A 23,182-nucleotide genomic window follows, 5' to 3' on the forward strand; every position below is an offset into this window, starting at 1 on the left:
TCAGCATGAAGCGATTTTTGCCCCGTACCGCCCTGTTGTTCATCCTCGGCGCAACTGCCTTTTCCTCGTTCGCGGCGACCACCAGCCCGAACGTCTGGGACGGCCTGCAGCCCGACCGGGATCAAGTGATCGCCAGCCTCAACATCGTTGAGTTGCTCAAGCGCCATCACTACAACAAGCCGCCGCTGAACGACGAGCGCTCGGCGAAAATCTACGACAGCTACCTGAAGACTCTCGATCCGGCGCGCATGTACTTCACCGCCGCCGACATCGACCAGTTCGCGCCCTGGCGCACTCAGTTCGACGACTTCCTGAAAAGCGGCGAACTGGAGCCCGGCTTCACCATCTACAAGCGTCACCTCGACCGCCTGAAGGAGCGCCTGGACTTCGCCCTGGCCACCCTGAACAAGGGCGTCGACAAGATGGACTTCAACACCGACGAATCACTGGAAATCGACCGCGAGAAATCGCCCTGGGCGAAAGACAGCGCCGCGCTGGACGACCTGTGGCGCAAGAAGGTGAAGGACGAAGTCCTGCGCCTGAAAATCGCCGGCAAGGACAACAAGGCCATCCAGGAACAGCTGACCAAGCGCTACAAGAACCAGCTGATGCGCCTGGAGCAGACCCGCAGCGAAGACATCTTCCAGGCCTACATCAACGCCTTTGCCCAGACCTACGATCCGCACACCCAGTACCTGTCGCCGGATAGCGCGGAAAACTTCGACATCAACATGAGCCTCTCGCTGGAAGGTATCGGCGCCGTACTGCAGAGCGACAACGACTACGTGAAAGTCGTGCGCCTGGTACCGGCCGGCCCCGCCGAGAAGAGCAAGCAGATCGCCACCTCCGACAAGATCATCGGCGTCGCCCAGGGCAAAGGCGAGATGGTCGACGTAGTCGGCTGGCGTCTGGATGAAGTGGTCAAGCTGATCCGCGGTCCGAAGGGCTCGCAGGTCCGCCTGGAAGTGATCCCGTCGACCAACGCGCCGAACGACCAGACCAGCAAGATCGTCACCATCACCCGCGAGGCTGTGAAGCTGGAAGACCAGGCGGCGAAGAAGTCGGTGATCACCATCGACCACGAAGGCAAGAACTACAAGCTGGGCATCATCGACGTGCCCGCGTTCTACCTCGACTTCAAGGCCTACCGCGCTGGCGACCCGGACTACAAGTCCACCACCCGCGACGTGAAGAAGCTCATCGCCGAGCTGCAGAAGGACAAGGTCGACGGCATCGTCATCGACCTGCGCAACAACGGCGGCGGCTCCCTGCAGGAAGCCACCGAGCTGACCGGTCTGTTCATCGACCAGGGTCCGACCGTGCTGGTTCGCAACAGCGACGGCCGTGTCGACGTGCTCAACGATGACGAGGGCAAGGCTTTCTACACCGGGCCGATGACCGTGCTGGTCAACCGCCTGTCCGCCTCGGCTTCGGAAATTTTCGCCGGCGCCATGCAGGACTATCACCGCGCGCTCATCGTCGGTGGCCAGACCTTCGGCAAGGGCACAGTGCAGACCATCCAGCCGCTCAACCACGGCGAGCTGAAGCTGACCCTGGCCAAGTTCTACCGCGTCTCCGGCCAGAGTACCCAGCATCAGGGTGTGATCCCGGACATCAGCTACCCGTCCATCGTCGACGACAAGGAAATCGGCGAGAGCGCCCTGCCCGACTCCATGCCGTGGGACACCATCAAACCCGCACTGAAGGCCCAGGCCGATCCGTTCAAGCCGTTCCTCGACCAATTGCGCACCCGTCACGACGTGCGCACCGAGCACAACGCGGACTTCGTCTATGCCCGCGAGCGTCTCGCCCTGGCCCAGGAGCTGATGAAGGAAAAGACCGTCAGCCTCAACGAAGCCAAGCGTCGCTCCCAGCAGACCAGCATCGAGAACCGCCAACTGGCCATGGAGAACGCTCTGCGTAAATCCAAAGGCCAGGAGCCGCTCAAGGAGCTGAAGAAGGAAGACGAGAACGCCCTGCCGGAAGAGGACAAGACCAAGCCGCAGGACGACGCCTACCTCACTGAATCCGGGCACATCCTGATCGACTACCTGAATCTGGACTCCCAGGTCGCCAAACACTGATCGGATGTAATCAAACAGTCATGACGCTGTCGTGAAATGCACAGGGCCGGGAAACCGGCCCTTTGCTTTTCCAGCCACCGAGAACCGTCATGACCGTCACCGAGCAGTTGAGCGCCCTGGACCAGATCCTCGCTCACGGCGACCTGCACTGCCTGTTCCAGCCCATCCTGTCGCTATCGGAACGACGGCTGGTGGGCTACGAAGCCCTTACCCGTGGCCCGTCCAACGGCCCACTGCACTCGCCCCTGCCGCTGTTCAGCATCGCCCGCAGCAGCGGCCGCCTCAGCCAGTTGGAGCTGCTCTGTCGGCGCACAGCCTGCGCGCGCTTCCGCGACCTGAAACTCGAGGGCAAGCTATTCCTCAACGTGTCCCCGGAATCCCTGCTGGAACCGACCCACCAGCCCGGCCGCACGTTGCAACTGCTGCAGACCTTCGGCATCTCACCCAGCGACGTGGTGATCGAGCTGACCGAGCAAACGCCCATTGAGGACTTCACCCTCCTCGACACCGCGCTGCACCACTATCGCGCCATGGGCTTCTCCATCGCGCTGGACGACCTGGGCGCCGGCTACTCCAGCTTGCGCCTATGGTCCGAGCTGCGCCCCGACTACGTGAAGATTGACCGCCACTTCATCGAAGGCATACACCTCGATGCGGTGAAGCGCGAGTTCGTCGGCTCGATCCTGAAGATGGCGCATGCCTCCCGCGCCCAGGTGATCGCCGAAGGCATCGAGATTCCCGAAGAGCTGGCCGTGCTCTCGGAGATGGGCGTGGACCTCGTGCAGGGCTACCTGCTCGGCCGCCCCAACGAAACGCCGCCGCGCGATGCCCGTGCCCTGCTGCCGGAAGTCGACAACGCCGGCGCTCTGCTCGCCGAGGATCAATCCGATCTCGAACCGCTGCTGCTGGAACAACAGGCTGTGCGCGACAGCACGCCCATTGGCGACGTGCTGGAAGCCTTCCGCGCGCAGGCCAACCTCAACTCCCTGGCCGTGCTGGACCGCGACGACCAGCCAGTGGGCATCGTCCACCGGCACGCGCTGTCCGATGCCCTGCTCAAGCCCTTTGCGCCGGAGCTTTACGCGCGCAAGCCGATCAGCCGGCTGATGAGCGACGACTTCCTCGCGGTAGAACGCAGCCAGTCGCTGCAGCAGGTCAGCCGCCTGCTCACCAGCCGCGCGCGGCAGCGCATCGAGGAAGATTTCATCATCACTTTGAACGGCCGCTACCTCGGCCTGGGCCGGGTGATCGACGTGCTCAAGCTGATAACCGAGCAGAAGATCCGCCAGGCCCGGCACGCCAACCCGCTGACCCTGCTGCCGGGCAACGTGCCCATCCAGCAGTGCCTGGCGCGCCTGCTGCAACAAGGCCGCGAAGCCGTGGTCTGCTACGTCGACATCGACAGTTTCAAGCCCTTCAACGATCTCTATGGCTATGCGCGCGGCGACGAAGTGCTGCTCTGCCTGGCGCAGTGCCTGGGCGAACGCGTGGACCCGACGCGGGACTTCGTCGGCCACATCGGCGGCGACGACTTCATGCTGGTGCTGGGGACGCAGGACTGGCGCGAACGCCTCAATCACCTGCTGGAGGATTTCCAGGGGCAGTGCCGACGCTTCTACAGCCGCGAGCACCTGGACGCGGGCTGCTTCGTCGCGCACAACCGTCAGGGGCGGCGCGAGGAATATCCACTGCTGTCACTGTCGATTGGCGTGGTGCACGTGAAGAGCGGCGCCGGGCAGCGCCTGGACGCCAGCCAGTTGGCCGGGCTGGCCTCGGAGGCAAAGCGCCACGCGAAGAACATGCCGGGTTACAGCCTGCACATCCTCACTGCGGAGTGAGTCAGAGGCCCAACTGTCGGGCACGCGTTTCGTAGCGCTCGGCCTGGGCATCGTCGGGTTCCAGCCCCGGGCCGCCGCTGCGATACAACTCGCCGAGTTTGCGTGCCGCCAACGGGTGGCCCGCTTCGGCTGCCTGGCCCCAGTAACGCGCGGCTTCCCGCGCATCAGCGGCATGGCGGGTATCACCCTTGAGCGCTTGCACACCCACTTGGTAGGCCGCCTTGTGGTCTCCCGCTGCAGCAGCCAGACGCAGCAGACGCAAGCCCTCTTCGCGAGCGCCGAAACCCTGTCCGCGGAACAGCAGCAGGTGCCCGTAGAAACTCTGCGCGCCCACATCCCCCAGCGCTGCCATGCGCGAAAACTGGCCCTGCATCCAGGCCCAGGAACGCGGCTGGCGAACCATCCAAGGCCAGCCCATCAGGCGTCGCGCCACGGCGTAACTCAACCGCGCACGCAGGCGCCAGAACAGCTCGCGGGGTGTCGCCACGTCAGAGCTCCTCGGGGTACTCGAACTCGAAGACGCGCGCCACTTCCGCCGCATGCCAACCGGCGGCAGCGGGCCCATCCGGCGCGCCGGAGAAGCGGCCCAGGCGCTCGACGTATTCGAAGAAGCCGGTTCGCGGCAGGCGGCTGGCGCCCTGGCTGATCACCAGCGAGCTGCGCAGCGGACGACCACCGCGGGCATCCAGCGCAGCCAGATGCTCCAGCGCGGCGGTCAGCACGGTCATCGCCGGGGTCGGCAGTTGCAGGCGCTCGATCAGCGCGCGGTAGGTGAGCAGATGGCGTTGGCGGCGGGCATCTTCCAGCTCGCCGAGCAGGCCTTCCCAATGCTTGCGACTGATCTGCACGCTCAAGAAGCGGACTCCCCAGTGCCCAGGGCACGACGCAGGCCATGCTGGATGGCGTCGCTGGCTTCGCGTTCGCCGTTCTCGATCTGTCCGAGGTAGGACGGGCTGATGCCCACCGAACGCGCCAGCGCTTCAATGGACAGGCCACGGGCTTCACGCAGTGCTTTCCAGTCCGGCTTCTCGTCGAGTGCCGGGGCGGCAACGGGTTTGACAACCTGGGCGACACCACGGCCGGCGGCAGCCAGCAGGGCCTGGTATTCGGCCCAGGGAACCACGGCGTACTCCGCTTCGCCGTCACGCATGATGACTTGAACGTTCATGACAACACTCCTTGCAGGCGGCCATCTTAACAGCCTGATGCGCGCCTGTGCCGGCTATACTGCGGACCGCCTCTCGCCACCAGACATGGGGACCGATTTGCCGCGATTCCTTCCGTTCTGCCTATGCCTGGCCAGCGCCCTGTGTGGCGCCGAGGAGCTGCGCTGGGGCTATTCGCCAAGCAACGGCATGCCCTACGCGGAAAGTATCGACCATGAATTGGCACCTGGCTTCATCCGCGATCTGGGCGAAAGCGTCGGACAGCGCCTGGGGCTCGAGGTTCGCTTCGTGGAAACGCCGGACAAGCGCGCAGAACCGGCGCTCGCCCAGGGTGCGATCCATCTGCTATGCATCAACAATCCGCAGTGGATGAAGGCGCCGGAGAAGCTGCACTGGTCGCCGAGCCTGTTCGAAGAAGAGGATGCGCTGGCCCAGCGCGCAGACACGCCGCCGGTGGAAAACCTGGCGCAGTTGCACGATATCCGCATCGGCACCAATCTGGGCTATGTCTATCCCGCCCCACTGATGCAGGCCTTCGCTGAAGGTCGGGTTAAGCGCGCCGACGTGCGCGATCTGGATACCCGCCTGCACATGCTCGAAGCCCGTCGCCTGGACGCATTGATCGAGATGCGCCGCCCCCTGGAATTCCTCCTCGCGCAGCATCGCGAACTGCCCGTGGCGATCAACAGCAGCAATGTGCAGCGCTACTCGATCTTCTGCTCGTATGGCCCAGCGCTGCCGATCCCCGCCGAGCGACTGGATGCGGTGCTGGAGGCGATGGTCAGCGACGGCTCGATCCAGCGGCTGCTTGGCCAACAGACGGCACGGATGCGTCAGAGGCGCTGAATCGCTTCGGGCGGCGGGAGTTGCTTCAGGGCTTCGCGGGTTTCCACGCCTTGCGCATCGCGCCAGACCTTGAAGGCATCGATCTCCGACTGCCAGCGGCGGATCACCCAGGCCAAAACCGCCAGGTCGTCGAGGAAACCGACGCCCAACAGCCAGTCAGGCACCAGATCCACTGGCGAGAGGAAGTACAACAGCGCCGCCACCACCGAGACTAGTGCCTGGGAACTGATGCCGCGGTAATCACCACGCACCCAGGCCACCAGCAACTCCTGCAGCAGCTTCAGGTCGGTCTTGGCCAGCTTCACCCGACCACTCTTGCGCGACACCGCGAACAGCAGCGCCGGCAATCTCCCGCCAGCGATAAAACGGCTGGCGAGCTTCAGGAAACGGTCAAATCCCGGAGGCTTTTTCATCGATTCACCTCGATAGGAAAGTTCGTACAAGATAGGTTCAGGTTATCCACCTTTCCTGTGGATAACTCTGTTGAAAGCCACCCTCGATGCCCCCAAAAGGCCCGAGCCATGAGGGCTGCAGACAGATCGGCGATTTTTTGTTCAGCCCTTTAAATGCGTTAAAAATCATGCAGTTGCGGCTAAGCGATGGGCTCATCAATGTCAAGGGGAGGACATTGTTTCATCTGCGTCAAATATGTGCATAAGGGTAACACCGGCGCGAAGGTTACTCCCATTCAGACCCGGCGGTCAGCGCAGCGTTCCAGAGCGCTTCCCGCACAAATGAAAACGCCCCGTGGGTAACGGGGCGTTTTCTCTGGTACGAAGGTACTCAGTTACTTCTTCGGTTCTTCCGCCGGAGCTTCTGCAGCGTCAGGCTGGTTCGGATCCTTGATGGCCAGCAGTTCCAGGTCGAATACCAGGACCGAGTTGGCCGGGATGGTCGGGCTCGGACTCTGGGCGCCGTAGGCCAGCTCGCTGGGGATGAAGAGCTTGATCTTCTCACCGACGTGCATCAGTTGCAGCGCCTCGACCCAACCCGGAATCACGCCGCCCACCGGCAGGTCGATCGGGCTGCCACGCTGGATAGAGCTGTCGAAGACCGTACCATCGACCAGCTTGCCTTCGTAGTGAACGGTGACGACGTCGGTGGCCTTGGGCTGCGCGCCGTCGGCTTTCTTCACGACTTCGTACTGCAGGCCGGACTTGGTGGTAACCACGCCCTCACGCTTGCCGTTTTCCTCAAGGAATTTCTTGCCGGCTTCCAGGGCCTCGGAATTCTTTTTAGCGACTTGCTCTTCAGCGCGCTTCTGCAGGGCGGTAAAGGCTTCGGTCAGCTCTTCGTCGGTCAGCTTCTGCTTCTGCTTGCCGACGGCGTCTTCGATACCCAGGGCGACGGCTTTCGAATCCAGGTCATTCATGCCTTCCTGGGCGAGGCTCTTGCCCATGTTCAGGCCGATGCCGTAGGAGGCTTTCTGCGCAGGAGTCTTGAGTTCCACTTCGGCGGCCTGTTTGTCGCAGCCCGCGAGAACCAGGCCGACCAGCGCGATCGCTGCCGCCAACCGATGTTGTTTCATGCTGAATCCTTGTCTTTGCGCCGTCATGGCTGAAGTAATGAAGCCGCGAGCTTATCAGGCGCTCGTGGCCAGTGGCTATGGGCAATAGGAACCACTACCGGGGGAGAAGTTCCCACAGCAAACTTATAAGAAAATTAACAGGATAAGTCAGACGGCCAGCACGGAATCGCTGTGATCAAAACGAGCAACTTTCGACGGGAAGCTTCGCAGGAAAGCCCGTTGCCGATAAAAAGGCAGGCAAAGAAAAAGCCCTCAGGCATTGCTACCTGAGGGCTTTTCGAATTGTGGCGCAGCGGACGGGACTCGAACCCGCGACCCCCGGCGTGACAGGCCGGTATTCTAACCGACTGAACTACCGCTGCGTCGGACCTCGAGTGGTGGGTGATGACGGGATCGAACCGCCGACCCTCTGCTTGTAAGGCAGATGCTCTCCCGGCTGAGCTAATCACCCTTCGTCTCGAAGTGGGGCGCATTCTACGGAGGACATTTACACCTGGCAAGCCCCCGGATGAAAAAAATTTTCAGATGTTCCAAAGGCTTAGATGAAGAGAGCGAATGACGAAACGGGGTTGGCCTGAACCGCGCCGAACGGAATAATGCATCCTTTGTGTCCAGGAGTTAGCCCCTCATGTGGTTCCGCAATCTGCTCGTGTACCGACTCACCCAGGATCTGCAGATCGACGCCGATGCCCTGGAGAAAGCCCTGGCCAGCAAGCCGGCGCGTTCCTGCGCCAGCCAGGAACTGACTACCTACGGTTTCTCTGCGCCTTTCGGCAAGGGCCCGGACGCCCCGCTGGTGCACGCCAGCGAAGGCTTCTTCCTGGTCAGCGCGCGCAAGGAAGAGCGCATCCTCCCCGGCAGCGTCGTGCGTGACGCGCTCAAGGAGAAGGTCGACGAAATCGAAGCCACGCAGATGCGCAAGGTCTACAAGAAGGAACGCGACCAGATCAAGGACGAGATCGTCCAGACCCTGCTGCCGCGCGCCTTCATCCGTCGTTCGGTGACTTTCGCCGCCATCGCCCCGAGCCTCGGCCTGATCCTGGTCGATACCTCCAGCGCGAAGAAGGCCGAAGACCTGCTGTCGACCCTGCGCGAAGCCCTGGGCTCGCTGCCAGTTCGCCCGCTGACCGTGAAGACCGCGCCGACCGCCACCCTGACCGACTGGGTGAAGACCCAGGAAGCCGCCGGCGACTTCTTCGTCCTCGACGAGTGCGAGCTGCGTGATACTCATGAAGACGGCGGCGTGGTGCGTTGCAAGCGCCAGGACCTGACCAGCGAGGAAATCCAGCTGCACCTGACCTCCGGCAAGCTGGTCACCCAGCTGTCCCTGGCCTGGTCGGACAAGCTGTCCTTCGTCCTCGACGACAAGGTCGCGATCAAGCGCCTGCGCTTCGAAGACATGCTGCAGGAGAAAGCGGAGCAGGACGGTGGAGAAGACGCCCTCGGCCAGCTCGACGCCAGCTTCACCCTGATGATGCTGACCTTCGCCGAGTTCATCCCGGCGCTGATCGAAGCACTCGGCGGCGAAGCGATGCCCGAAGGCATCTGATGCCCCGGCAGGCGCCGCCTCCGCGCGGCGCCTGACACCATAAAAGGCCCACATAAAAAGAAGGACGGCCCATGCGTGCTCTCATCCTGCTCAGCCGCTTCATGGGCAACACCTTCGCCCTCTGGGTGCTGCTCTTCGCCATCCTGGCGCTCTTCGTCCCCTCCCTGTTCACTCCGCTCACCGCCGCCATCGTGCCCATGCTCGGCGTCGTGATGTTCGGCATGGGCCTGACGCTCAAGGTCGAGGACTTCGCCGAAGTCGCCCGGCATCCCTGGCGCGTCACCCTCGGCGTGATCGCCCATTTCGTCATCATGCCAGGCATGGCCTGGCTGCTCTGCCAGCTGATGCACCTGCCGTCGGAAATCGCTGTGGGCGTCATCCTGGTCGGCTGCTGCCCCAGTGGCACCGCCTCCAATGTGATGACCTGGCTCTCGCGCGGCGATCTGGCGCTATCGGTAGCCATCGCCGGCGTGACCACCCTCCTCGCCCCGCTGCTGACCCCGGCGCTGATCTGGCTGCTGGCCTCGGCCTGGCTGCCGGTATCCTTCGGCGCGCTGTTCTGGTCGATCCTCCAGGTCGTCGTGGTGCCTATCGTTCTCGGCCTCGCAGCCCAGCGACTGCTCGGCGCGCGGGTGCGCCATGTGGTAGACGTGCTGCCGCTGATCTCGGTGATATCCATCGTCATCATCGTCGCCGCCGTGGTCGCCGCCAGCCAGGGGAAGATCGCCGAGTCCGGCCTGCTGATCATGGCCGTGGTAATCCTGCACAACGGCTTCGGGTTCCTGCTCGGTTATTTCACCGCCAAGGTCTTCGGCCTGCCGCTGGCGCAGCGCAAGTCACTGGCCCTGGAAGTTGGCATGCAGAACTCCGGCCTTGGCGCGGCGCTGGCCAGCGCGCACTTCTCGCCGCTGGCGGCAGTTCCCAGCGCACTGTTCAGCGTCTGGCACAACATCTCCGGCGCGACGCTTTCCACCTGGTTCCGCCGGATGACCGAGGCGCCAGCCACCCAGGAAAAGCCCCCACAATAGGGCAGAAAACGAGCGCCGGCTTGCCCGGCGCACCGATTTTGTGCAAAATACTGCACATTGTGAGGACGACCTCACCACCTTCCGGTGCTCCAGCGGGGACGGCCCTCATACCATCCACCGTCTGGAGAGCTCCATGTCCTGGATCATTCTGTTCGTCGCCGGCCTGTTCGAAGTCGCCTGGGCCGTCGGATTGAAATACACCGAAGGTTTCACCCGTCCGATACCGACCGCTCTGACCGTGCTGGCGATCATCACCAGCATGGGCCTGCTTGGCCTGGCGATGAGAAACCTGCCGCTGGGCACCGCCTACGCCATCTGGACCGGCGTCGGCGCGGTGGGCACCGTCATCGTCGGCATCGTGCTGTTCGGCGAGTCCATGGCGCCGGTGCGCCTGCTCAGCGTTGCGCTGATCCTGTGCGGACTGGTCGGCCTGAAATTGAGCCACTGACGCTGTATCGGTTCTCGATACCGGCGGGCTGTCGCTTTCCCGAAAATTTGTCGGTATGCTCCGGACCACTGTGTTTGCTTGGGTCACTGTGGCTCGTGACCTGGTGGGGCCATTCCCCATCACCCGGCTTCGACTGCACCTTGCAACTCAGGAAGAGCGCGGACTGTTCCGCAAAACAATATTCAATAGTTCAAGGTGTATCTCCATGTCGAATCGTCAGACCGGCACCGTCAAGTGGTTCAATGACGCCAAGGGCTTCGGCTTCATCACTCCGGAAAGCGGCAACGATGTCTTCGTTCACTTCCGCTCGATCCAGGGCAACGGCTTCAAATCGCTGCAGGAAGGCCAGAAGGTCTCCTTCGTTGTGGTTGAAGGCCAGAAGGGCCTGCAGGCTGACGAAGTTCAGGTGATCTGAACCGCGACACGCCCATGAAAAAGCCCCGGCAATGCCGGGGCTTTTTCTTTGCCGCGAGAAAAGTCAGCGCGCCGCACCACGCAGCGCAGCGACCTGTTCCTGCAGCACCAGGCGCTTGGCCTCCTCCGGCGCCATTGGCTGGCCGGCCACCAGGCAGACCCGCGACCACAGGCGCCGGAAGAAGCCCTTCTGCGGGTCGCGGCTGAAGAAACTGCCCCACAGTCCCTGCAGCGCCATCGGGATCACCGGCACCGGGGTCTCCTCGATGATGCGCTCCACGCCGCCGCGGAACTCGTTCATCTCGCCATCCAGGGTCAACATACCCTCGGGGAAGATGCATACCAGCTCCCCTTCCCGCAGATACTCGGCGACCTTGGCGAAAGCCCTCTCGTAGGTCTGCGCATCTTCGTTGCGCCCGGCGATGGGTACGGCGCCCGCGGTGCGGAAGATGAAGTTAAGCACCGGGATGCGGAAGATCTTGTAATACATGACGAAGCGTACCGGGCGACGCACGGAGCCGGCGATCAGCAGCGCATCGACGAAGGACACGTGGTTGCATACCAGCACGGCCGGACCTTCGTCGGGGATGGCTTCGAGGTTGCGATGGTCGACCCGGTACATCGAGTGGGTCAGCAGCCAGACCAGGAAGCGCATGGTGAACTCGGGCACGATCTTGAAGATGTACACGTTCACCGCGACGTTCATCAGCGAGAGCACGAGGAACAGCTCGGGGATCGACAGCTTCGCTACCGACAGCAGCAGGATCGAGACGATCGCCGCGACCACCATGAACAGCGCGTTGAGAATGTTGTTGGCGGCGATCACCCGCGCACGCTTGTCCTCCTCCGTGCGCGCCTGGATCAGCGCATACAGCGGCACAATGTAGAAGCCGCCGAAGGTGCCGATGCCGAGGATGTCCGCCAGCACCGCCCAGGACTGCGAGTGCTCCAGCACTGCCAGCCAATTGTAGGGCTGCTCGCCTTGCGGGAAGCCGCCCGAATGCCACCACAGGAGGATGCCGAACAGGCTCAGGCCGATGGAGCCGAAGGGCACCAGGCCGATCTCCACCTTCTTGCCGGAAAGTTTTTCGCAAAGCATCGAGCCCAGCGCGATACCGACTGAGAACACGGTGAGGATCAGCGTCACCACGCTCTCATCGCCGTGCAGCAAGTCCTTGGCGTAGGTCGGGATCTGCGTCAGGTAGACCGCGCCGAGGAACCAGAACCAGGAGTTGCCCACCAGCGAGCGCGACACCGCCGGACGCTGGCGCAGGCCGAGCAGGAGGATGCTCCAGGACTGGCGGAAGATGTTCCAGTCGACCTTCAGGTCGGGCAGCGCGGCGGCGGCGCGGGGGATGTTGCGGCTGGCAAGGAAACCACAGACCGCCACCAGCACCACCGCAACGCCGACGCCGGCGGCGTAGTCCTGCCGCGACATCAGCACGCCCGCACCGATGGTGCCGCAGAGGATGGCGAGGAAGGTGCCCATTTCCACCAGGGCGTTGCCGCCGACCAGTTCGTCCTCGCGCAGGTGCTGCGGCAGGATCGAGTACTTCACCGGGCCGAACAGCGCCGAGTGGGTGCCCATGGCGAACAGCGCGAGGAACAGCAGCGGCAGGCTGCCGAACACGAAGCCGGCGGCGCCCACCGCCATGATCACGATCTCAGCCAGCTTCAGCGCGCGCATCAGCGCGTCCTTGTTGAACTTCTCGCCGAACTGTCCGCCCAGGGCGGAGAACAGGAAGAACGGCAGGATGAACAACAACGCGCAGAGGTTGACCAGCAGGTTGCGGTCGCCGCTGACGGTGAGGTGGTAGAGGATCGCCAGGATCAGCGACTGCTTGAAGATGTTGTCGTTGAACGCACCCAGCAACTGGGTGATGAAGAAGGGCAGGAATCGCTTGGTGCCCAGCAGGGCGAATTGCGAGTGTTGAGACATCGTCCTTGTATACCTGCGTAGCGGCCTTGAGCCGGAATGACAGCACGGATATGACGGCAACAGCGTGAAGAAAAGCCACATTTCCCGCACAAATCCATTCGAACAATGCAATCCGTGCAAGAAAAAGCCCGTCGCGAAGGACGGGCTTTTCACTGAGCCAGGCGACGTCAGAAACCGACGCTGCCCTGCACGTAGAAGGTGCGCGGCTCGCCAAGGTAGATACCGGCGTTGTTGTCGCTGGAGCGGGTGTAGTTCATCTGGTCGAAAATGTTCTTCACCCCGGCGGCGACCTTCAGGTTCGAGGCCTGCGGGCCGAAGTCGTAACCGACGCGGGCATTCCACAGCACGTAGCCGGGAATGTCGCCGTACTGGCCGTCTGCGGTCGGCTCGGTGATGTAGTTGTCGGTGAAGCTGCCGTTGGAGTTGGTGGTCGGGCCGGGCGCGCGCTGCTTCGACTGAGCGAAGCCGTCGAAGTTGTAGGTCCAGCGGTCATGCTCGTAGCGCAGGCCGATGGTCGCCACCTGGCGCGAGTAGAGCGGCAGGTCGCGGCCCTTGAAGCCGGGGATCTCGCCTTCGTAGGTCGCGCGGGTGTAGGTCAGGGTGCCGTAGGCGGTCAGGCCGGCGAGGACCGGGTCGAGCGCTGCCATGTCGTAGTGCGCCGAGGTCTCGATACCCTGGTGCTTGGTGGCGCCCAGGTTGGTCCAGCCCACGTCGTTGCTGATGTACTGCAGCTCGTCGTCGAAGTCGATGTAGAACAGCGTGACTTCGCCCCCCCAGGTGCCGTTGTCGTAGCGGGTGCCCACTTCGTAGGTCTTCGCCTTCTCCGGCTGCAGGCCGCTGGCAGTGTCGTTGCCGCTGCCGCCCTGGCCGAGCTGGAAGTACTGCAGGCTGCCGAAGGACGTCTCGTAGTTGGCGAACAGCTTCCACTCGTTGGACAGGTGATACATCACTGCCAGCGCCGGCAGCGGCTCGTTGTAGTCCTTGCTGCGGTTCTTCTCCTGGACCGGCTTGCCCTTGTTGTCGATGACCGGGCGCTCGTGCCAGTCGGTGGAGATGCGCTCGAAGCGGATGCCCGGGGTGACGGTCCAGTTGCCCACGTCGATCTTGTCGTCGAGGTAGATGGCGTTCGCCTCGGTGCCACCGGTGCGGTCCTGGTAGGTGTGGCCGTCGCCGCCGGGAGTCGGCAGCGTGGTCGGGATATTGTTGATCAGCGCGACCTGGCTGGCGCGCTCGTGCATCGCTTCCTTCAGGTAGCGGTAGCCAATGCTCGCTTCCTGAGTGGTCGGGCCGACCATGAATATCTTCGACACGCGCGGTTCGATACCGAAGGTGTGATAGTCGCGCGGGTACGACGCCAGGGTCTTGAGGTCGCGGTTGGCGATGGTGCTGCCGCGGAAGCTGTCGCTGTAGTAGGTCAGCACTTCGACCTGGGTGAGGTCGTCGATCTGCCGCTTGTACTTGAGCGAGACGTCCTTGCGGCGGCCGGTGAAGTTGTCGTAGTCGCGCACCGACTGGTAGGGGTCCTTGTCGAACTGCGCCTGGGTCAGGCCGCCGGGCATGTCAGCGCTGCCATCGTAGTAGTGGAAGTTGGCGGAGAACTCGTCGGCGTCGGTGGGTGCCCAGTGGGTCTTGAACATCACGTCGTCGATGTCGGTGGCGTCGTTGCTGTCGCGGTAGCCCGCGCCTTTCACGCCCGAGTACAGCAGTGCAGCGCCCATGCCGTTGTCGGCGGTGCCGCCGAGGAAGACGTTGTAGAGCTTCTTCCAGCCGCCGTGGGAAGCGGTTTCCACGGTGCTGCCGACGTCACCGGAGAATTCCTTGGGAATCGCGCGGGTGACGAAGTTGATCACCCCGCCGACGTTCTGCGGTCCGTAGCGCACGGAACCGGCGCCACGCACGACGTCGACGCTGTCCAGGTTACCCACCGACAGCGGGAACATCGACAGTTGCGGCTGGCCGTAGGGCGCCACGGCGGCCGGGACGCCATCGATGAGCACGGTGGAGCGCGGCGACAGGCGCGAAGTCAGGCCGCGCACGCCAACGTTGAGTGACACATCGCTGCCGCCGGTGCCGTTGTTGTCCTGCACCTGCACGCCGGGGATGCCGCGCAGTACGTCGCGCACGTTCTGCGCGCCTTCTTCGATCATCTGCTCGCGACGCACTACGGTGCGCGCGCCGGGGTGGTTCTGCACCACTTGCTGATCGGCCTCGCCAAGCCAGTCACCGACCACGGTAACGGTCTCCAACTCCTTGGTCTCTTCCTCAGCCTGCGCAGGCACCAGAGGCGTGGCCAGGGCCACGGCGATAGCCAGGCGCGACCACGAACGAACGTGCGACATACTTCCCCCTCCCCGGGTACTTCGTTAAGGGGCGGGAAATTAGAACTGATTGTAAATTTTGTAAATGCAAATATATCGCAAATGAAAAAATATTCCGGTTGACTCAAATTCTCTTTTCGGCATCTCGAACGACTGTTCATCAGCCTCGGCAATCGGCCAGCAGCCTTTCGGTGGCGGGGTATGGCTGATAACGGTGCAGGAAGAATCAGGCGGGACTGAAAGACCGCGCACAAGCCTGACGGTACTCGCCGGGACCGACCCCATAGGCCTGCTTGAACTGCCGACTGAGGTGGCTCTGGTCGGCGAAGCCCAACTGCATCGCCACGTTAACCGGCATGCAACCCTGCTTGAGCAGCGCCCGCGCCTGTTCCAGCCGGCGCTGCTTGAGCCAGGCGTGGGGCGGCAGGCCGGTGGCCTTGCGGAACACGCGAGCGAAGTGGAAGGGGGACAGCCCGACGGCGGCGGCCAGTTCTTCCAGCGATGGCGGCTCCATCAACCGCGAACCGAGCAGTTCGCGGGCGCGGGCCACGGCGACGGGCTCGTTGCCGGCAGCCGGTGCCTCGGGAATCCGCGCGTGGCGCTGGAACAGCAACAGCAGCGCCTCGCGCCAGCAGGTCTGGCGTTGCAGCACAGTGGCATCGGAATCCACCAGACTGTGGGCGGCGAACAGCGCCTGCACCAGCTCGGGGTCGAACACCACGCTAGCGTCGAACGACGGCGTGCCACGTCCCCCCAGCTCCAGCTCTTCCAGCACGCCGGAAACCTGCGCCAGCTCCGGGTAGAACCCGCGATAGCGCCAGCCGGCGTCGTCGGCCTTGGAGCCGGTATGCACCTCGTCGGGGTTGATCAGCACCACGCTGCCCGCCGGCGCGAAATGCTCGGCGCCGCGATGGTGGAAGCGCTGGGCGCCCTGCTCGATCATCACGAAGGCGAAGCCTTCATGGACGTGGGGCGAGAACACCTGCTCGATGTAACGCGCGTGCAGTAGCTCGACGCCGCCCAGCTCCTGGGCGCGCCAGAAACGGGTGCGTTCGCCGCTCGCGTGGTGTTCTGCCATGGTCCTGCCTCGATGCCGCACCGCTGCTCTGCAGACTGCGCGGGGTCGATCACCTTACACCGCCCCTTCAGCCGTTGAAACCGGCTTCCAGCGCAGCCTTCACCTGCGGCCATTCCTGGTCGGTGATGCTGTAGAGGATGGTGTCGTCCAGCCGCCCGCCGGCCAGGCGCCGGTGGTTGCGCAGCACGCCCTCACGCACCGCGCCGAGCTTCTCGATGGCGCGCTGGGAGCGCTCGTTGCTGGCGGCAGTCTTGAACTGCACGCGGACCATCTTCCAGCTGTCGAAGGCGTGGCGCAGCATCAAGTACTTCATCGTGGCGTTGAGGCCGCTGCCGTGCTGGGCCTGATCCAGCCAGGTGGCGCCGATCTCGCAGGCCGGCAGCGCCGGGAGGAAGTCCATGAAGCGCGTGGTGCCGACGATCTGGTTGCCCAAACGCACCACCAGCGGCAGGGCGCGACCCTCGCGCTGGTCCGCCAGCCCCTGGCGGTACCAGTCCGGACGCCCCGGCGCACTCATGAACTGCAGGACATCGCGGTTCTGCTCCGCCAGCGTCACCAGGTCCGGCACGTCGGCCTCCACCATCGGCTCCAGGCGCAGGGCCCCGCGCTGCAAGGTGATGGGTAACGGTCTGAACATGGCGCCCTCCTCGACACACGACGCGAAATCATCGCTCACATCAGAGCGTAGCGGCCCTCTGAAGTGCCGCGCGCCGGCAGGCGCATGACAGACGGACCGCGAAAAGGCCGGCAAGCTACCAGCCCGGCGCTCCGTCCTCAAGTGTGAAGCGCGGCACAGCGCCACTGAGACATTGGTAGCAGGCGTCTGACAGTTCCGGACTTTGGTGCGAAACTGCTGCGAGCGCTCCTGCGGGGGAGCCAGTTCACTTCCGGAGTCAGCATGTCGTTGTCCAGTGGGTTGATCGCAACGGTCGCCCTGCTTTACATGGCGGTCCTGTTCGCCATCGCGTTCTATGGCGACCGCCGTCGCGCCCCTCTTTCGCCGCGTGTCCGCGCCTGGGTCTACAGCCTCTCCCTGGCGGTCTACTGCACCAGCTGGACGTTCTTCGGCGCCGTCGGCCAGGCCGCCGACCAGTTGTGGTCCTTCCTGCCGATCTATGTCGGCCCGGTGCTGCTGATGCTCTTCGCGCCCTGGGTGCTGCAGAAGATGATCATGATCAGCAAGCAGGAGAACATCACCTCCATCGCCGACTTCATCGCCGCGCGCTACGGCAAGTCGCAGGCGCTGGCGGTCGTGGTGGCGCTGATCTGCGTGGTCTGCGTGCTGCCCTACATCGCCCTGCAGCTCAAGGGCATCGTCCTCGGCGTCAACCTGCTGATCGGCGCCGGCCCCGACTCCACCGGCATCCGCGCCCAGGACACGGCCCTGATCGTGTCGCTGATCCTCGCGCTGTTCACCATCGTCTTCGGTACCCGCAACCTGGACGTCACCGAACACCACCGCGGCATGGTGCTGGCGATCGCTTTCGAATCGCTGGTCAAGCTCACCGCCTTCATCGCCGTCGGCATCTTCGTCACCTACGGCCTCTACGACGGCTTCGGCGACCTGGTCGACCAGGCCCGCGTCGCCCCGCAGCTCAACGAGTACTGGAAAGAGACCGTTCACTGGCCGGCGATGCTGCTGCAGACCGGCGTGGCGATGACCGCCATCATGTGCCTGCCGCGCCAGTTCCATGTGCTGGTGGTGGAAAACATCGAGCCGCGCGACCTCAACCTGGCGCGCTGGGTGTTCCCGATCTACCTGGTGCTGGCCGCGCTGTTCGTGGTGCCCATCGCCCTCGCCGGGCAGATGCACCTGCCCGCCGGCGTGATGCCCGATTCCTTCGTAATCAGCCTGCCGCTGGCCGAGGCGCATCCAGCGCTGGCCCTGCTGGCCTTCATCGGCGGGGCTTCGGCGGCCACCGGCATGGTGATCGTGGCCAGCGTGGCGCTGTCCACCATGGTCTCCAACGACATGCTGCTGCCCTGGCTGTTGCGCCGCAAAGGCGAAGCCGAGCAGCCGTTCGAGGTGTTCCGCCACTGGCTGCTGACCGTGCGCCGGGTGAGCATCGCGCTGATCCTCTTGCTGGCCTACGTCAGCTACCGCCTGCTGGGTTCCACCGCGAGCCTCGCCACCATCGGCCAGATAGCCTTCGCCGCCATCGCCCAGCTCGGCCCGGCCATGATCGGCGCGCTGTACTGGAAGCAGGCCAACCGCCGCGGCGTGTTCGCCGGACTCGCCGCCGGCTCGCTGCTGTGGGCCTACACCCTGGTGCTGCCGGTGGTCGCGAAGGGCCTGGGCTGGCCGCTGCAGGCCTTTCCCGGCCTTGCGTGGCTGGCCGGGCGCCCGTTCGGCCTGTCCATCGAGCCGCTGACCCTTGGCGTGCTGCTCTCGCTGATCGGTAACTTCGCGCTGTTCGGGCTGGTCTCGGTGTTCTCCCGAACCCGCGTCTCCGAGCACTGGCAGGCCAGCCGCTTCATCGGCCAGGAAATCTCCCAGAAACTCAGCTCGCGCTCGATGCTCGCGGTGCAGCTGGAAGACCTGCTGATGCTCGCCGCCCGCTTCGTCGGCGAAGAACGCGCGCGGCAGAGCTTCATCCGCTTCGCCTACCGCCAGGGCAAGGGCTTCACCCCCAGCCAGAACGCGAATGACGAGTGGATCGCGCACACCGAACGCCTGCTCGCCGGCGTGCTCGGCGCCTCCTCTGCGCGTGCCGTGGTGAAGGCCGCCATCGAAGGCCGCGAGATGCAGGTGGAGGACGTGGTGAAGATCGCCGACGAAGCCTCCGAAGTGCTGCAGTTCAACCGAGCGCTGCTGCAGGGCGCCATCGAGAACATCACCCAGGGCATCAGCGTGGTCGACCAGTCGCTGCGCCTGGTGGCCTGGAACCACCGCTACATCGAACTGTTCGAGTACCCGGACGGGCTGATCTACGTCGGTCGGCCGATTGCCGACATCATCCGCTACAACGCCGAGCGCGGCCTGTGCGGCCCCGGCGACCCCGACCTGCACGTGGCCAAGCGCCTGTACTGGATGCGCCAGGGCACGCCGCACACCTCCGAAAGGCTGTTCCCCAACGGCCGGGTGATCGAGCTGATCGGCAACCCAATGCCCGGCGGCGGCTTCGTCATGAGCTTCACCGACATCACCAACTACCGCGACGCCGAGCAGGGCCTGAAGGACGCCAACGAGAGCCTGGAACAGCGAGTGCAGGAACGCACCTTCGAGCTGTCGCAGCTCAACCAGGCGCTCACCGAGGCCAAGGGCACGGCCGAGGCGGCGAACCAGTCGAAGTCGCGCTTCCTCGCCGCGGTCAGTCACGACCTGATGCAGCCGCTGAACGCCGCGCGGCTGTTCTCCGCCGCCCTCGCCCATCAGGAAAAACTGCCCGAGGAGGCCACCGAACTGGTGCGCCACCTGGACTCGTCGCTGCGCTCGGCGGAAGACCTGATCACCGACCTGCTGGACATCTCGCGTCTCGAAGGCGGCCGCGTCAGCGCCGACGTCACGGCCTTCCCGCTGAGCAACCTGTACGACACCCTCGGTGTGGAATTCCGCGTACTGGCCCAGGAACATGGCATCGACTTCCACGTGCGCGGCAGCAAGCTGCGCGTGGAAAGCGACATCAAGCTGCTGCGCCGCGTGCTGCAGAACTTCCTCACCAACGCCTTCCGCTACGCCAAGGGTCACGTGCTCCTGGGCGTGCGCCGGGAGGCCGGGCACCTGCGCCTGGAGGTCTGGGACCACGGTCCGGGCATACCGCCGGACAAGCTGCAGGTGATCTTCGAGGAATTCAAACGCCTGGACAGCCACCAGACCCGCGCCGAAAAAGGTCTGGGCCTCGGCCTGGCGATTGCCGACCGGCTGTGCAAGGTGCTCGGCCACCGCCTGGAAGTTCGCTCCTGGCCAGGCAAGGGCAGCGTGTTCAGTGTCAGCGTGCCGCTGGCGCGCCAGCCGGCCCCGGCGCCGCTCAACGGGCACAAGGTGGAAACGCCGGAACAGCTCAACGGCGCGCAGGTGCTTTGCGTCGACAACGAAGATAGCATCCTCACCGGCATGAACAGCCTGCTGACCCGCTGGGGGTGCCGTGTGCTCACCGCGCGCAGCCGCGAAGAATGCCAGGCGCTGCTGGACGAGGATGCGCGCCCGCAACTGGCACTGATCGACTACCACCTGGACGACGGTGAACTGGGCACCGACCTCATGGCCTGGCTGCGCACCCGTTTGGGCGAGCCGGTGCCGGGCGTGGTCATCAGCGCGGATGCACGCCCGGAACTGGTGGCGCAAATTCACGCGGCCGGATTGGATTTCCTGCCCAAGCCGGTGAAGCCGGCGGCGCTGCGGGCGTTGTTGAGTCGGCATCTGAGCCTGAGATAAGTCGCCAAGCCGAGCTTTGGCAGCGGCGGCGGTTCGCGAGCAAGCTCGCTCCTACGAAGAGCATCCGACTTTTTCCTATAGGAGCGAGCGTGCTCGCGAACCCGCCCAACGCCTGTCGCAACAGGCCTCAAACCACCCTCCCCCGCCACTGCAACAACACCACCCCGGCAATTATCAGCCCGACCGCCAGCAGGCCCTCGACCGACAACCGCCGCACCGGGAATCCAGCCCAGCCGAACTGGTCGCACAACGCCGACATCAGCATTTGCCCCGCCACTACACAGGCGAGGAAGGTGGCCGCACCCAGCTGAGGCGCCAGCATTACCGCGACGGTCAGGTAGGCCGCGCCGAACAGCCCGCCCAGCCACCCCCACCACGGCGTTGTGGCGATGCCGGCTGCCGGCGGAAGCGGCACGCGAAAGGCCAGCAGCGCGATGATCACCGCCGCCAGACTCACGCCCAGGGAAGTCAGGCTGGCACTCAGCGGATGGCCCAGCTGGCGGCCGAGCAGCGAGTTGCTGCCGGCCTGCAGGGCGACCAGGGCGCCCACCCCAATGGCGGGCAACAGCAGAAGCAATTTCGACATCGAGGGTTCTCCATGGCTTGTCGATAGGCGCCAGCTTCTGCTATCCATCCTGCGCATGGAAATGAATGATCGGTACAGCACAGATGCACTCAATTCATGACTTGCGCCGCATCGACCTCAACCTGCTGGTGATCCTCGATGCCCTGCTGGACGAGCGCCACGTCTCCCGCGCGGCCGAGCGGCTGGCGATGACCCAGCCGGCGGTGAGCCATGCGCTCAATCGTCTGCGTGACCTGCTCGACGACCCGCTGCTGGTGCGCGCCGGCAACCAGATGCAGCTGACCCGCCGCGCCTTCGAACTGGCCGGGCCACTGCGTGAAGTCCTTGGCGGCGTCCGCCGGCTGGTACTGGGCGACGATTTCGACCCGACCAGCGCCGAGCTGGAATTGCGCCTGGGCATGTCCGACTACGGCGCCTGGGTGGTGCTGCCGGCCCTGCTACCGCTCCTGCGCCGCGAAGCGCCGGGCATTCACCTGGACGTGCGCCAGGCCTCGCGTGTGGGTATGGCCGAGCAGGTGGCGAGCGGCGAGCTGGATGGCGCGCTGGGGGTCTTCCCGATGCTGCCCGAAGGACTGCGGATGCAGCAGTTGTTCGAGGAACGCTTCGTCTGCCTGTGCTCAAAGGAAACCCTGGGCGCAAGACAGCGCCTGGACCTGGACGACTACCTCGCCGCCCCGCACCTGCGGGTAGCCCTGCAGCAGAGCCCGGCGGAAGAGATCGACAGTCACCTGGAAAAACTCGGCCGGCGCCGTCAGGTAGCCGCCACCGTGCCGCACTTCAGCGTCGCACCCAGCCTGCTGGCGGGCACCGATCTGGTCCTGACGATTGCCGCGCGGATGCTTCCGGACGATCTCGAAAGCCATGGCCTGACCAGCTTCGAACCGCCACTGAAACTGGCGCCTTTCGACTTCGTGCAGATCTGGTCGGATACCAGCGAGGACGAACCCGCGCGGCGCTGGCTACGGGGAAAACTGGCCGAGGTGGCCGGCCGGACCTGAGCCACTACTCCGGCGTTTCCAGCCGGCGGAGGATTTCCCCGACACGCTCGCCGAGCATCTCGTTGGCCGAGCGCTTCAGGCCGCGCGCCAGCTCCACCAGTACCACCTGCTCGGCTACCGGCCGCAGGCGCTGGAAGACTTCGGCGAGACGCTCGAGATCCGCCGCGCCGGGCAGTAGGTCGGCGCCTGGCTTGTCCACCAGATGGGTCACCACCAGCCGCACGATGCCGGCGGCCAGGTGTTCGGTGTCGGTGCGCAATACCGCCAGATGATCCAGCAGTGCCGCCAGCGGAATACCGGCGCGGTACAGCTCGACGCCGGCATTGAACAGGCGCGGGCTGGGAATGCTGATGCGCTCGCCATCGAATGCCAGCAAGCCCTGCGACAGCGCCTGGTCGATCACCGCGTCATTGAGCTCATCGCCGAAGAGTGTCTGCAGGTCGCTGAACTCGATGCTGCCGGGGGACTCCAGGTTCCACGGCCCGACGATGGCTTCGTCGAGGCCGAGCACGTGGTCCAGGTCGTGGCCATGCTCCCAGCTCTGCAGCAGCTCCTTGATATTGGCGATGTTGTAGCCGCGCTCCAGCAGGCGGTTGATCAGCCGCAGCCGGCGCAGATGGCTGGCGAAATACACCCCGGCGCGGCCACGGCGCTCGGGCGGCGGCAGCAGGCCACGATCCTGGTACGCGCGCAGGTTGCGCACCGTGGTGCCGCCCTCGCGGGCCAGCTCATCCACCGTGTATTCGCGCTCGTCCTCCACCGCGGAAGGCGCGTCGTCCGGGCATTGCAGCAGGCGCTGCAGAAGATTCAGGGGTGTGCTCATGGCGCGGATGATAGTCACCGTTGCGCCCTCAGAACAATCGAAAGCACTAGTCCCAAAGTGATCCGCCGCACAGCCCGGCAGCCCAACCAAAGACGGGAACTGCGCCCGCTGCAAATCCCACTCCCCTCTACAACCCGCGCCGCCAGCGGCTCCACGCCGCGGTA

At 64.6% G+C, this 23,182-nt stretch carries 19 protein-coding genes, 2 tRNA genes and 1 pseudogene; 9 read left to right on the forward strand and 13 right to left on the reverse strand.

Going from position 1 to position 23,182, the window contains the following annotated elements; genetic code table 11:
* Window positions 1–5: 5 nt before the first annotated feature.
* Complete coding sequence (locus ACIPK7_RS01560) at window positions 6–2,084, forward strand: carboxy terminal-processing peptidase (RefSeq protein ID WP_192430452.1); 2,079 nt, start codon at window positions 6–8, stop codon at window positions 2,082–2,084.
* Window positions 2,085–2,173: 89 nt separating this feature from the next.
* The gene (locus ACIPK7_RS01565) at window positions 2,174–3,922 is read left to right on the forward strand and encodes a bifunctional diguanylate cyclase/phosphodiesterase (protein WP_401084706.1); all 1,749 of its coding nucleotides are present in this window, start codon (window positions 2,174–2,176) and stop codon (window positions 3,920–3,922) included.
* Window position 3,923: 1 nt separating this feature from the next.
* On the opposite strand, the gene ACIPK7_RS01570 is transcribed toward ACIPK7_RS01565, so the two are convergent.
* The 3 genes from ACIPK7_RS01570 to ACIPK7_RS01580 form a co-directional block, all read right to left on the reverse strand.
* Window positions 3,924–4,340, reverse strand: coding sequence for a sel1 repeat family protein (locus ACIPK7_RS01570; RefSeq protein ID WP_225614658.1), 417 nt, complete (start codon window positions 4,338–4,340; stop codon window positions 3,924–3,926).
* A gap of 70 nt (window positions 4,341–4,410) precedes the next feature.
* Window positions 4,411–4,776 carry a hypothetical protein gene (locus ACIPK7_RS01575; RefSeq protein WP_081520209.1) on the reverse strand — a complete coding sequence of 122 codons (366 nt, stop codon included), beginning with the start codon at window positions 4,774–4,776 and terminating at the stop codon, window positions 4,411–4,413.
* Complete coding sequence (locus tag ACIPK7_RS01580; protein ID WP_401084710.1) at window positions 4,773–5,090, reverse strand: helix-turn-helix domain-containing protein; 318 nt, start codon at window positions 5,088–5,090, stop codon at window positions 4,773–4,775. The genes ACIPK7_RS01575 and ACIPK7_RS01580 overlap by 4 nt, the downstream gene beginning before the upstream one ends.
* An 85-nt stretch (window positions 5,091–5,175) precedes the next feature.
* Here ACIPK7_RS01580 and ACIPK7_RS01585 point away from each other — a divergent pair, with 85 nt between their 5' ends.
* A complete protein-coding gene (locus ACIPK7_RS01585) occupies window positions 5,176–5,934 on the forward strand; it encodes a transporter substrate-binding domain-containing protein (protein WP_192430903.1) in 759 nt (252 codons plus the stop codon).
* Here ACIPK7_RS01585 and ACIPK7_RS01590 read toward each other — a convergent pair.
* The 4 genes from ACIPK7_RS01590 to ACIPK7_RS01605 all read right to left on the reverse strand — a co-directional run bounded on the left by ACIPK7_RS01590 (window position 5,922) and on the right by ACIPK7_RS01605 (window position 7,913).
* Window positions 5,922–6,347 (reverse strand): YkvA family protein, encoded by a 426-nt coding sequence (locus ACIPK7_RS01590; protein WP_045210318.1) that lies wholly within the window; start codon window positions 6,345–6,347, stop codon window positions 5,922–5,924. The genes ACIPK7_RS01585 and ACIPK7_RS01590 overlap by 13 nt on opposite strands.
* 374 nt (window positions 6,348–6,721) lie before the next feature.
* The gene (locus ACIPK7_RS01595; protein WP_192430455.1) at window positions 6,722–7,462 is read right to left on the reverse strand and encodes an FKBP-type peptidyl-prolyl cis-trans isomerase; all 741 of its coding nucleotides are present in this window, start codon (window positions 7,460–7,462) and stop codon (window positions 6,722–6,724) included.
* 285 nt (window positions 7,463–7,747) lie between these two features.
* Window positions 7,748–7,824 (reverse strand) — tRNA-Asp (locus tag ACIPK7_RS01600).
* A gap of 13 nt (window positions 7,825–7,837) precedes the next feature.
* Window positions 7,838–7,913, reverse strand: a tRNA-Val gene (locus tag ACIPK7_RS01605).
* 177 nt (window positions 7,914–8,090) lie between these two features.
* Here ACIPK7_RS01605 and rdgC point away from each other — a divergent pair.
* From rdgC to ACIPK7_RS01625, 4 genes are all read left to right on the forward strand, one after another.
* Window positions 8,091–9,011, forward strand: coding sequence for a recombination-associated protein RdgC (gene rdgC, locus ACIPK7_RS01610; RefSeq protein WP_138215251.1), 921 nt, complete (start codon window positions 8,091–8,093; stop codon window positions 9,009–9,011).
* Between the two features lie 71 nt (window positions 9,012–9,082).
* The gene (locus ACIPK7_RS01615) at window positions 9,083–10,039 is read left to right on the forward strand and encodes a bile acid:sodium symporter family protein (protein ID WP_401084714.1); all 957 of its coding nucleotides are present in this window, start codon (window positions 9,083–9,085) and stop codon (window positions 10,037–10,039) included.
* A 133-nt stretch (window positions 10,040–10,172) separates the two neighbouring features.
* Window positions 10,173–10,487, forward strand: a complete 315-nt coding sequence (gene sugE / locus ACIPK7_RS01620) for a quaternary ammonium compound efflux SMR transporter SugE (protein ID WP_017522056.1) — start codon at window positions 10,173–10,175, stop codon at window positions 10,485–10,487.
* Between the two features lie 205 nt (window positions 10,488–10,692).
* Entirely contained in the window at window positions 10,693–10,902 is a 210-nt protein-coding gene (locus ACIPK7_RS01625) for a cold-shock protein (protein ID WP_138215253.1), read from the forward strand.
* Window positions 10,903–10,965: 63 nt separating this feature from the next.
* On the opposite strand, the gene ACIPK7_RS01630 is transcribed toward ACIPK7_RS01625, so the two are convergent.
* The 4 genes and pseudogenes from ACIPK7_RS01630 to ACIPK7_RS01645 form a co-directional block, all read right to left on the reverse strand.
* Window positions 10,966–12,840 carry an MFS transporter gene (locus ACIPK7_RS01630; RefSeq protein ID WP_401084719.1) on the reverse strand — a complete coding sequence of 625 codons (1,875 nt, stop codon included), beginning with the start codon at window positions 12,838–12,840 and terminating at the stop codon, window positions 10,966–10,968.
* Window positions 12,841–13,007: 167 nt separating this feature from the next.
* Window positions 13,008–15,179 carry a TonB-dependent receptor family protein gene (locus tag ACIPK7_RS01635; protein WP_401084722.1) on the reverse strand — a complete coding sequence of 724 codons (2,172 nt, stop codon included), beginning with the start codon at window positions 15,177–15,179 and terminating at the stop codon, window positions 13,008–13,010.
* Between the two features lie 205 nt (window positions 15,180–15,384).
* Window positions 15,385–16,236, reverse strand: a complete 852-nt coding sequence (locus ACIPK7_RS01640) for an AraC family transcriptional regulator (RefSeq protein ID WP_401084725.1) — start codon at window positions 16,234–16,236, stop codon at window positions 15,385–15,387.
* 67 nt (window positions 16,237–16,303) lie between these two features.
* Window positions 16,304–16,890: pseudogene (locus ACIPK7_RS01645) on the reverse strand (GNAT family N-acetyltransferase).
* 244 nt (window positions 16,891–17,134) lie between these two features.
* On the opposite strand from ACIPK7_RS01645, the gene ACIPK7_RS01650 reads away from it, so the two are divergent.
* Window positions 17,135–20,611, forward strand: coding sequence for a PAS domain-containing hybrid sensor histidine kinase/response regulator (locus ACIPK7_RS01650; protein ID WP_192430461.1), 3,477 nt, complete (start codon window positions 17,135–17,137; stop codon window positions 20,609–20,611).
* A gap of 127 nt (window positions 20,612–20,738) precedes the next feature.
* Here the strand turns inward: ACIPK7_RS01650 and ACIPK7_RS01655 are convergent, their stop codons facing one another.
* Window positions 20,739–21,197 carry a DMT family transporter gene (locus ACIPK7_RS01655; RefSeq protein WP_081520199.1) on the reverse strand — a complete coding sequence of 153 codons (459 nt, stop codon included), beginning with the start codon at window positions 21,195–21,197 and terminating at the stop codon, window positions 20,739–20,741.
* Window positions 21,198–21,280: 83 nt separating this feature from the next.
* On the opposite strand from ACIPK7_RS01655, the gene ACIPK7_RS01660 reads away from it, so the two are divergent.
* On the forward strand, window positions 21,281–22,195 hold the full coding sequence (locus ACIPK7_RS01660; protein WP_401085566.1) for a LysR family transcriptional regulator: 915 nt from the start codon (window positions 21,281–21,283) through the stop codon (window positions 22,193–22,195).
* A 4-nt stretch (window positions 22,196–22,199) separates the two neighbouring features.
* Here ACIPK7_RS01660 and ACIPK7_RS01665 read toward each other — a convergent pair whose 3' ends face one another.
* Window positions 22,200–22,898, reverse strand: a complete 699-nt coding sequence (locus tag ACIPK7_RS01665; RefSeq protein ID WP_318652846.1) for a MerR family transcriptional regulator — start codon at window positions 22,896–22,898, stop codon at window positions 22,200–22,202.
* Between the last annotated feature and the right edge of the window lie 284 nt (window positions 22,899–23,182).

Source organism: Pseudomonas sp. NPDC086581, from assembly GCF_044746165.1.
Lineage (GTDB): Bacteria > Pseudomonadota > Gammaproteobacteria > Pseudomonadales > Pseudomonadaceae > Pseudomonas.

What these genes read in the sequence shown, in the direction of transcription:
- ACIPK7_RS01560 (WP_192430452.1), top strand. Translation starts at nt 6, where the DNA reads ATGAAGCGATTTTTGCCCCGTACCGCCCTGTTGTTCATCCTCGGCGCA.
- ACIPK7_RS01565 (WP_401084706.1), top strand. Translation starts at nt 2,174, where the DNA reads ATGACCGTCACCGAGCAGTTGAGCGCCCTGGACCAGATCCTCGCTCAC.
- ACIPK7_RS01570 (WP_225614658.1), bottom strand. Translation starts at nt 4,340, where the DNA reads ATGGGCTGGCCTTGGATGGTTCGCCAGCCGCGTTCCTGGGCCTGGATG.
- ACIPK7_RS01580 (WP_401084710.1), bottom strand. Translation starts at nt 5,090, where the DNA reads ATGAACGTTCAAGTCATCATGCGTGACGGCGAAGCGGAGTACGCCGTG.
- ACIPK7_RS01585 (WP_192430903.1), top strand. Translation starts at nt 5,176, where the DNA reads ATGGGGACCGATTTGCCGCGATTCCTTCCGTTCTGCCTATGCCTGGCC.
- ACIPK7_RS01590 (WP_045210318.1), bottom strand. Translation starts at nt 6,347, where the DNA reads ATGAAAAAGCCTCCGGGATTTGACCGTTTCCTGAAGCTCGCCAGCCGT.
- ACIPK7_RS01595 (WP_192430455.1), bottom strand. Translation starts at nt 7,462, where the DNA reads ATGAAACAACATCGGTTGGCGGCAGCGATCGCGCTGGTCGGCCTGGTT.
- rdgC (WP_138215251.1), top strand. Translation starts at nt 8,091, where the DNA reads ATGTGGTTCCGCAATCTGCTCGTGTACCGACTCACCCAGGATCTGCAG.
- ACIPK7_RS01615 (WP_401084714.1), top strand. Translation starts at nt 9,083, where the DNA reads ATGCGTGCTCTCATCCTGCTCAGCCGCTTCATGGGCAACACCTTCGCC.
- sugE (WP_017522056.1), top strand. Translation starts at nt 10,173, where the DNA reads ATGTCCTGGATCATTCTGTTCGTCGCCGGCCTGTTCGAAGTCGCCTGG.
- ACIPK7_RS01625 (WP_138215253.1), top strand. Translation starts at nt 10,693, where the DNA reads ATGTCGAATCGTCAGACCGGCACCGTCAAGTGGTTCAATGACGCCAAG.
- ACIPK7_RS01630 (WP_401084719.1), bottom strand. Translation starts at nt 12,840, where the DNA reads ATGTCTCAACACTCGCAATTCGCCCTGCTGGGCACCAAGCGATTCCTG.
- ACIPK7_RS01635 (WP_401084722.1), bottom strand. Translation starts at nt 15,179, where the DNA reads ATGTCGCACGTTCGTTCGTGGTCGCGCCTGGCTATCGCCGTGGCCCTG.
- ACIPK7_RS01640 (WP_401084725.1), bottom strand. Translation starts at nt 16,236, where the DNA reads ATGGCAGAACACCACGCGAGCGGCGAACGCACCCGTTTCTGGCGCGCC.
- ACIPK7_RS01650 (WP_192430461.1), top strand. Translation starts at nt 17,135, where the DNA reads ATGTCGTTGTCCAGTGGGTTGATCGCAACGGTCGCCCTGCTTTACATG.
- ACIPK7_RS01655 (WP_081520199.1), bottom strand. Translation starts at nt 21,197, where the DNA reads ATGTCGAAATTGCTTCTGCTGTTGCCCGCCATTGGGGTGGGCGCCCTG.
- ACIPK7_RS01660 (WP_401085566.1), top strand. Translation starts at nt 21,281, where the DNA reads ATGCACTCAATTCATGACTTGCGCCGCATCGACCTCAACCTGCTGGTG.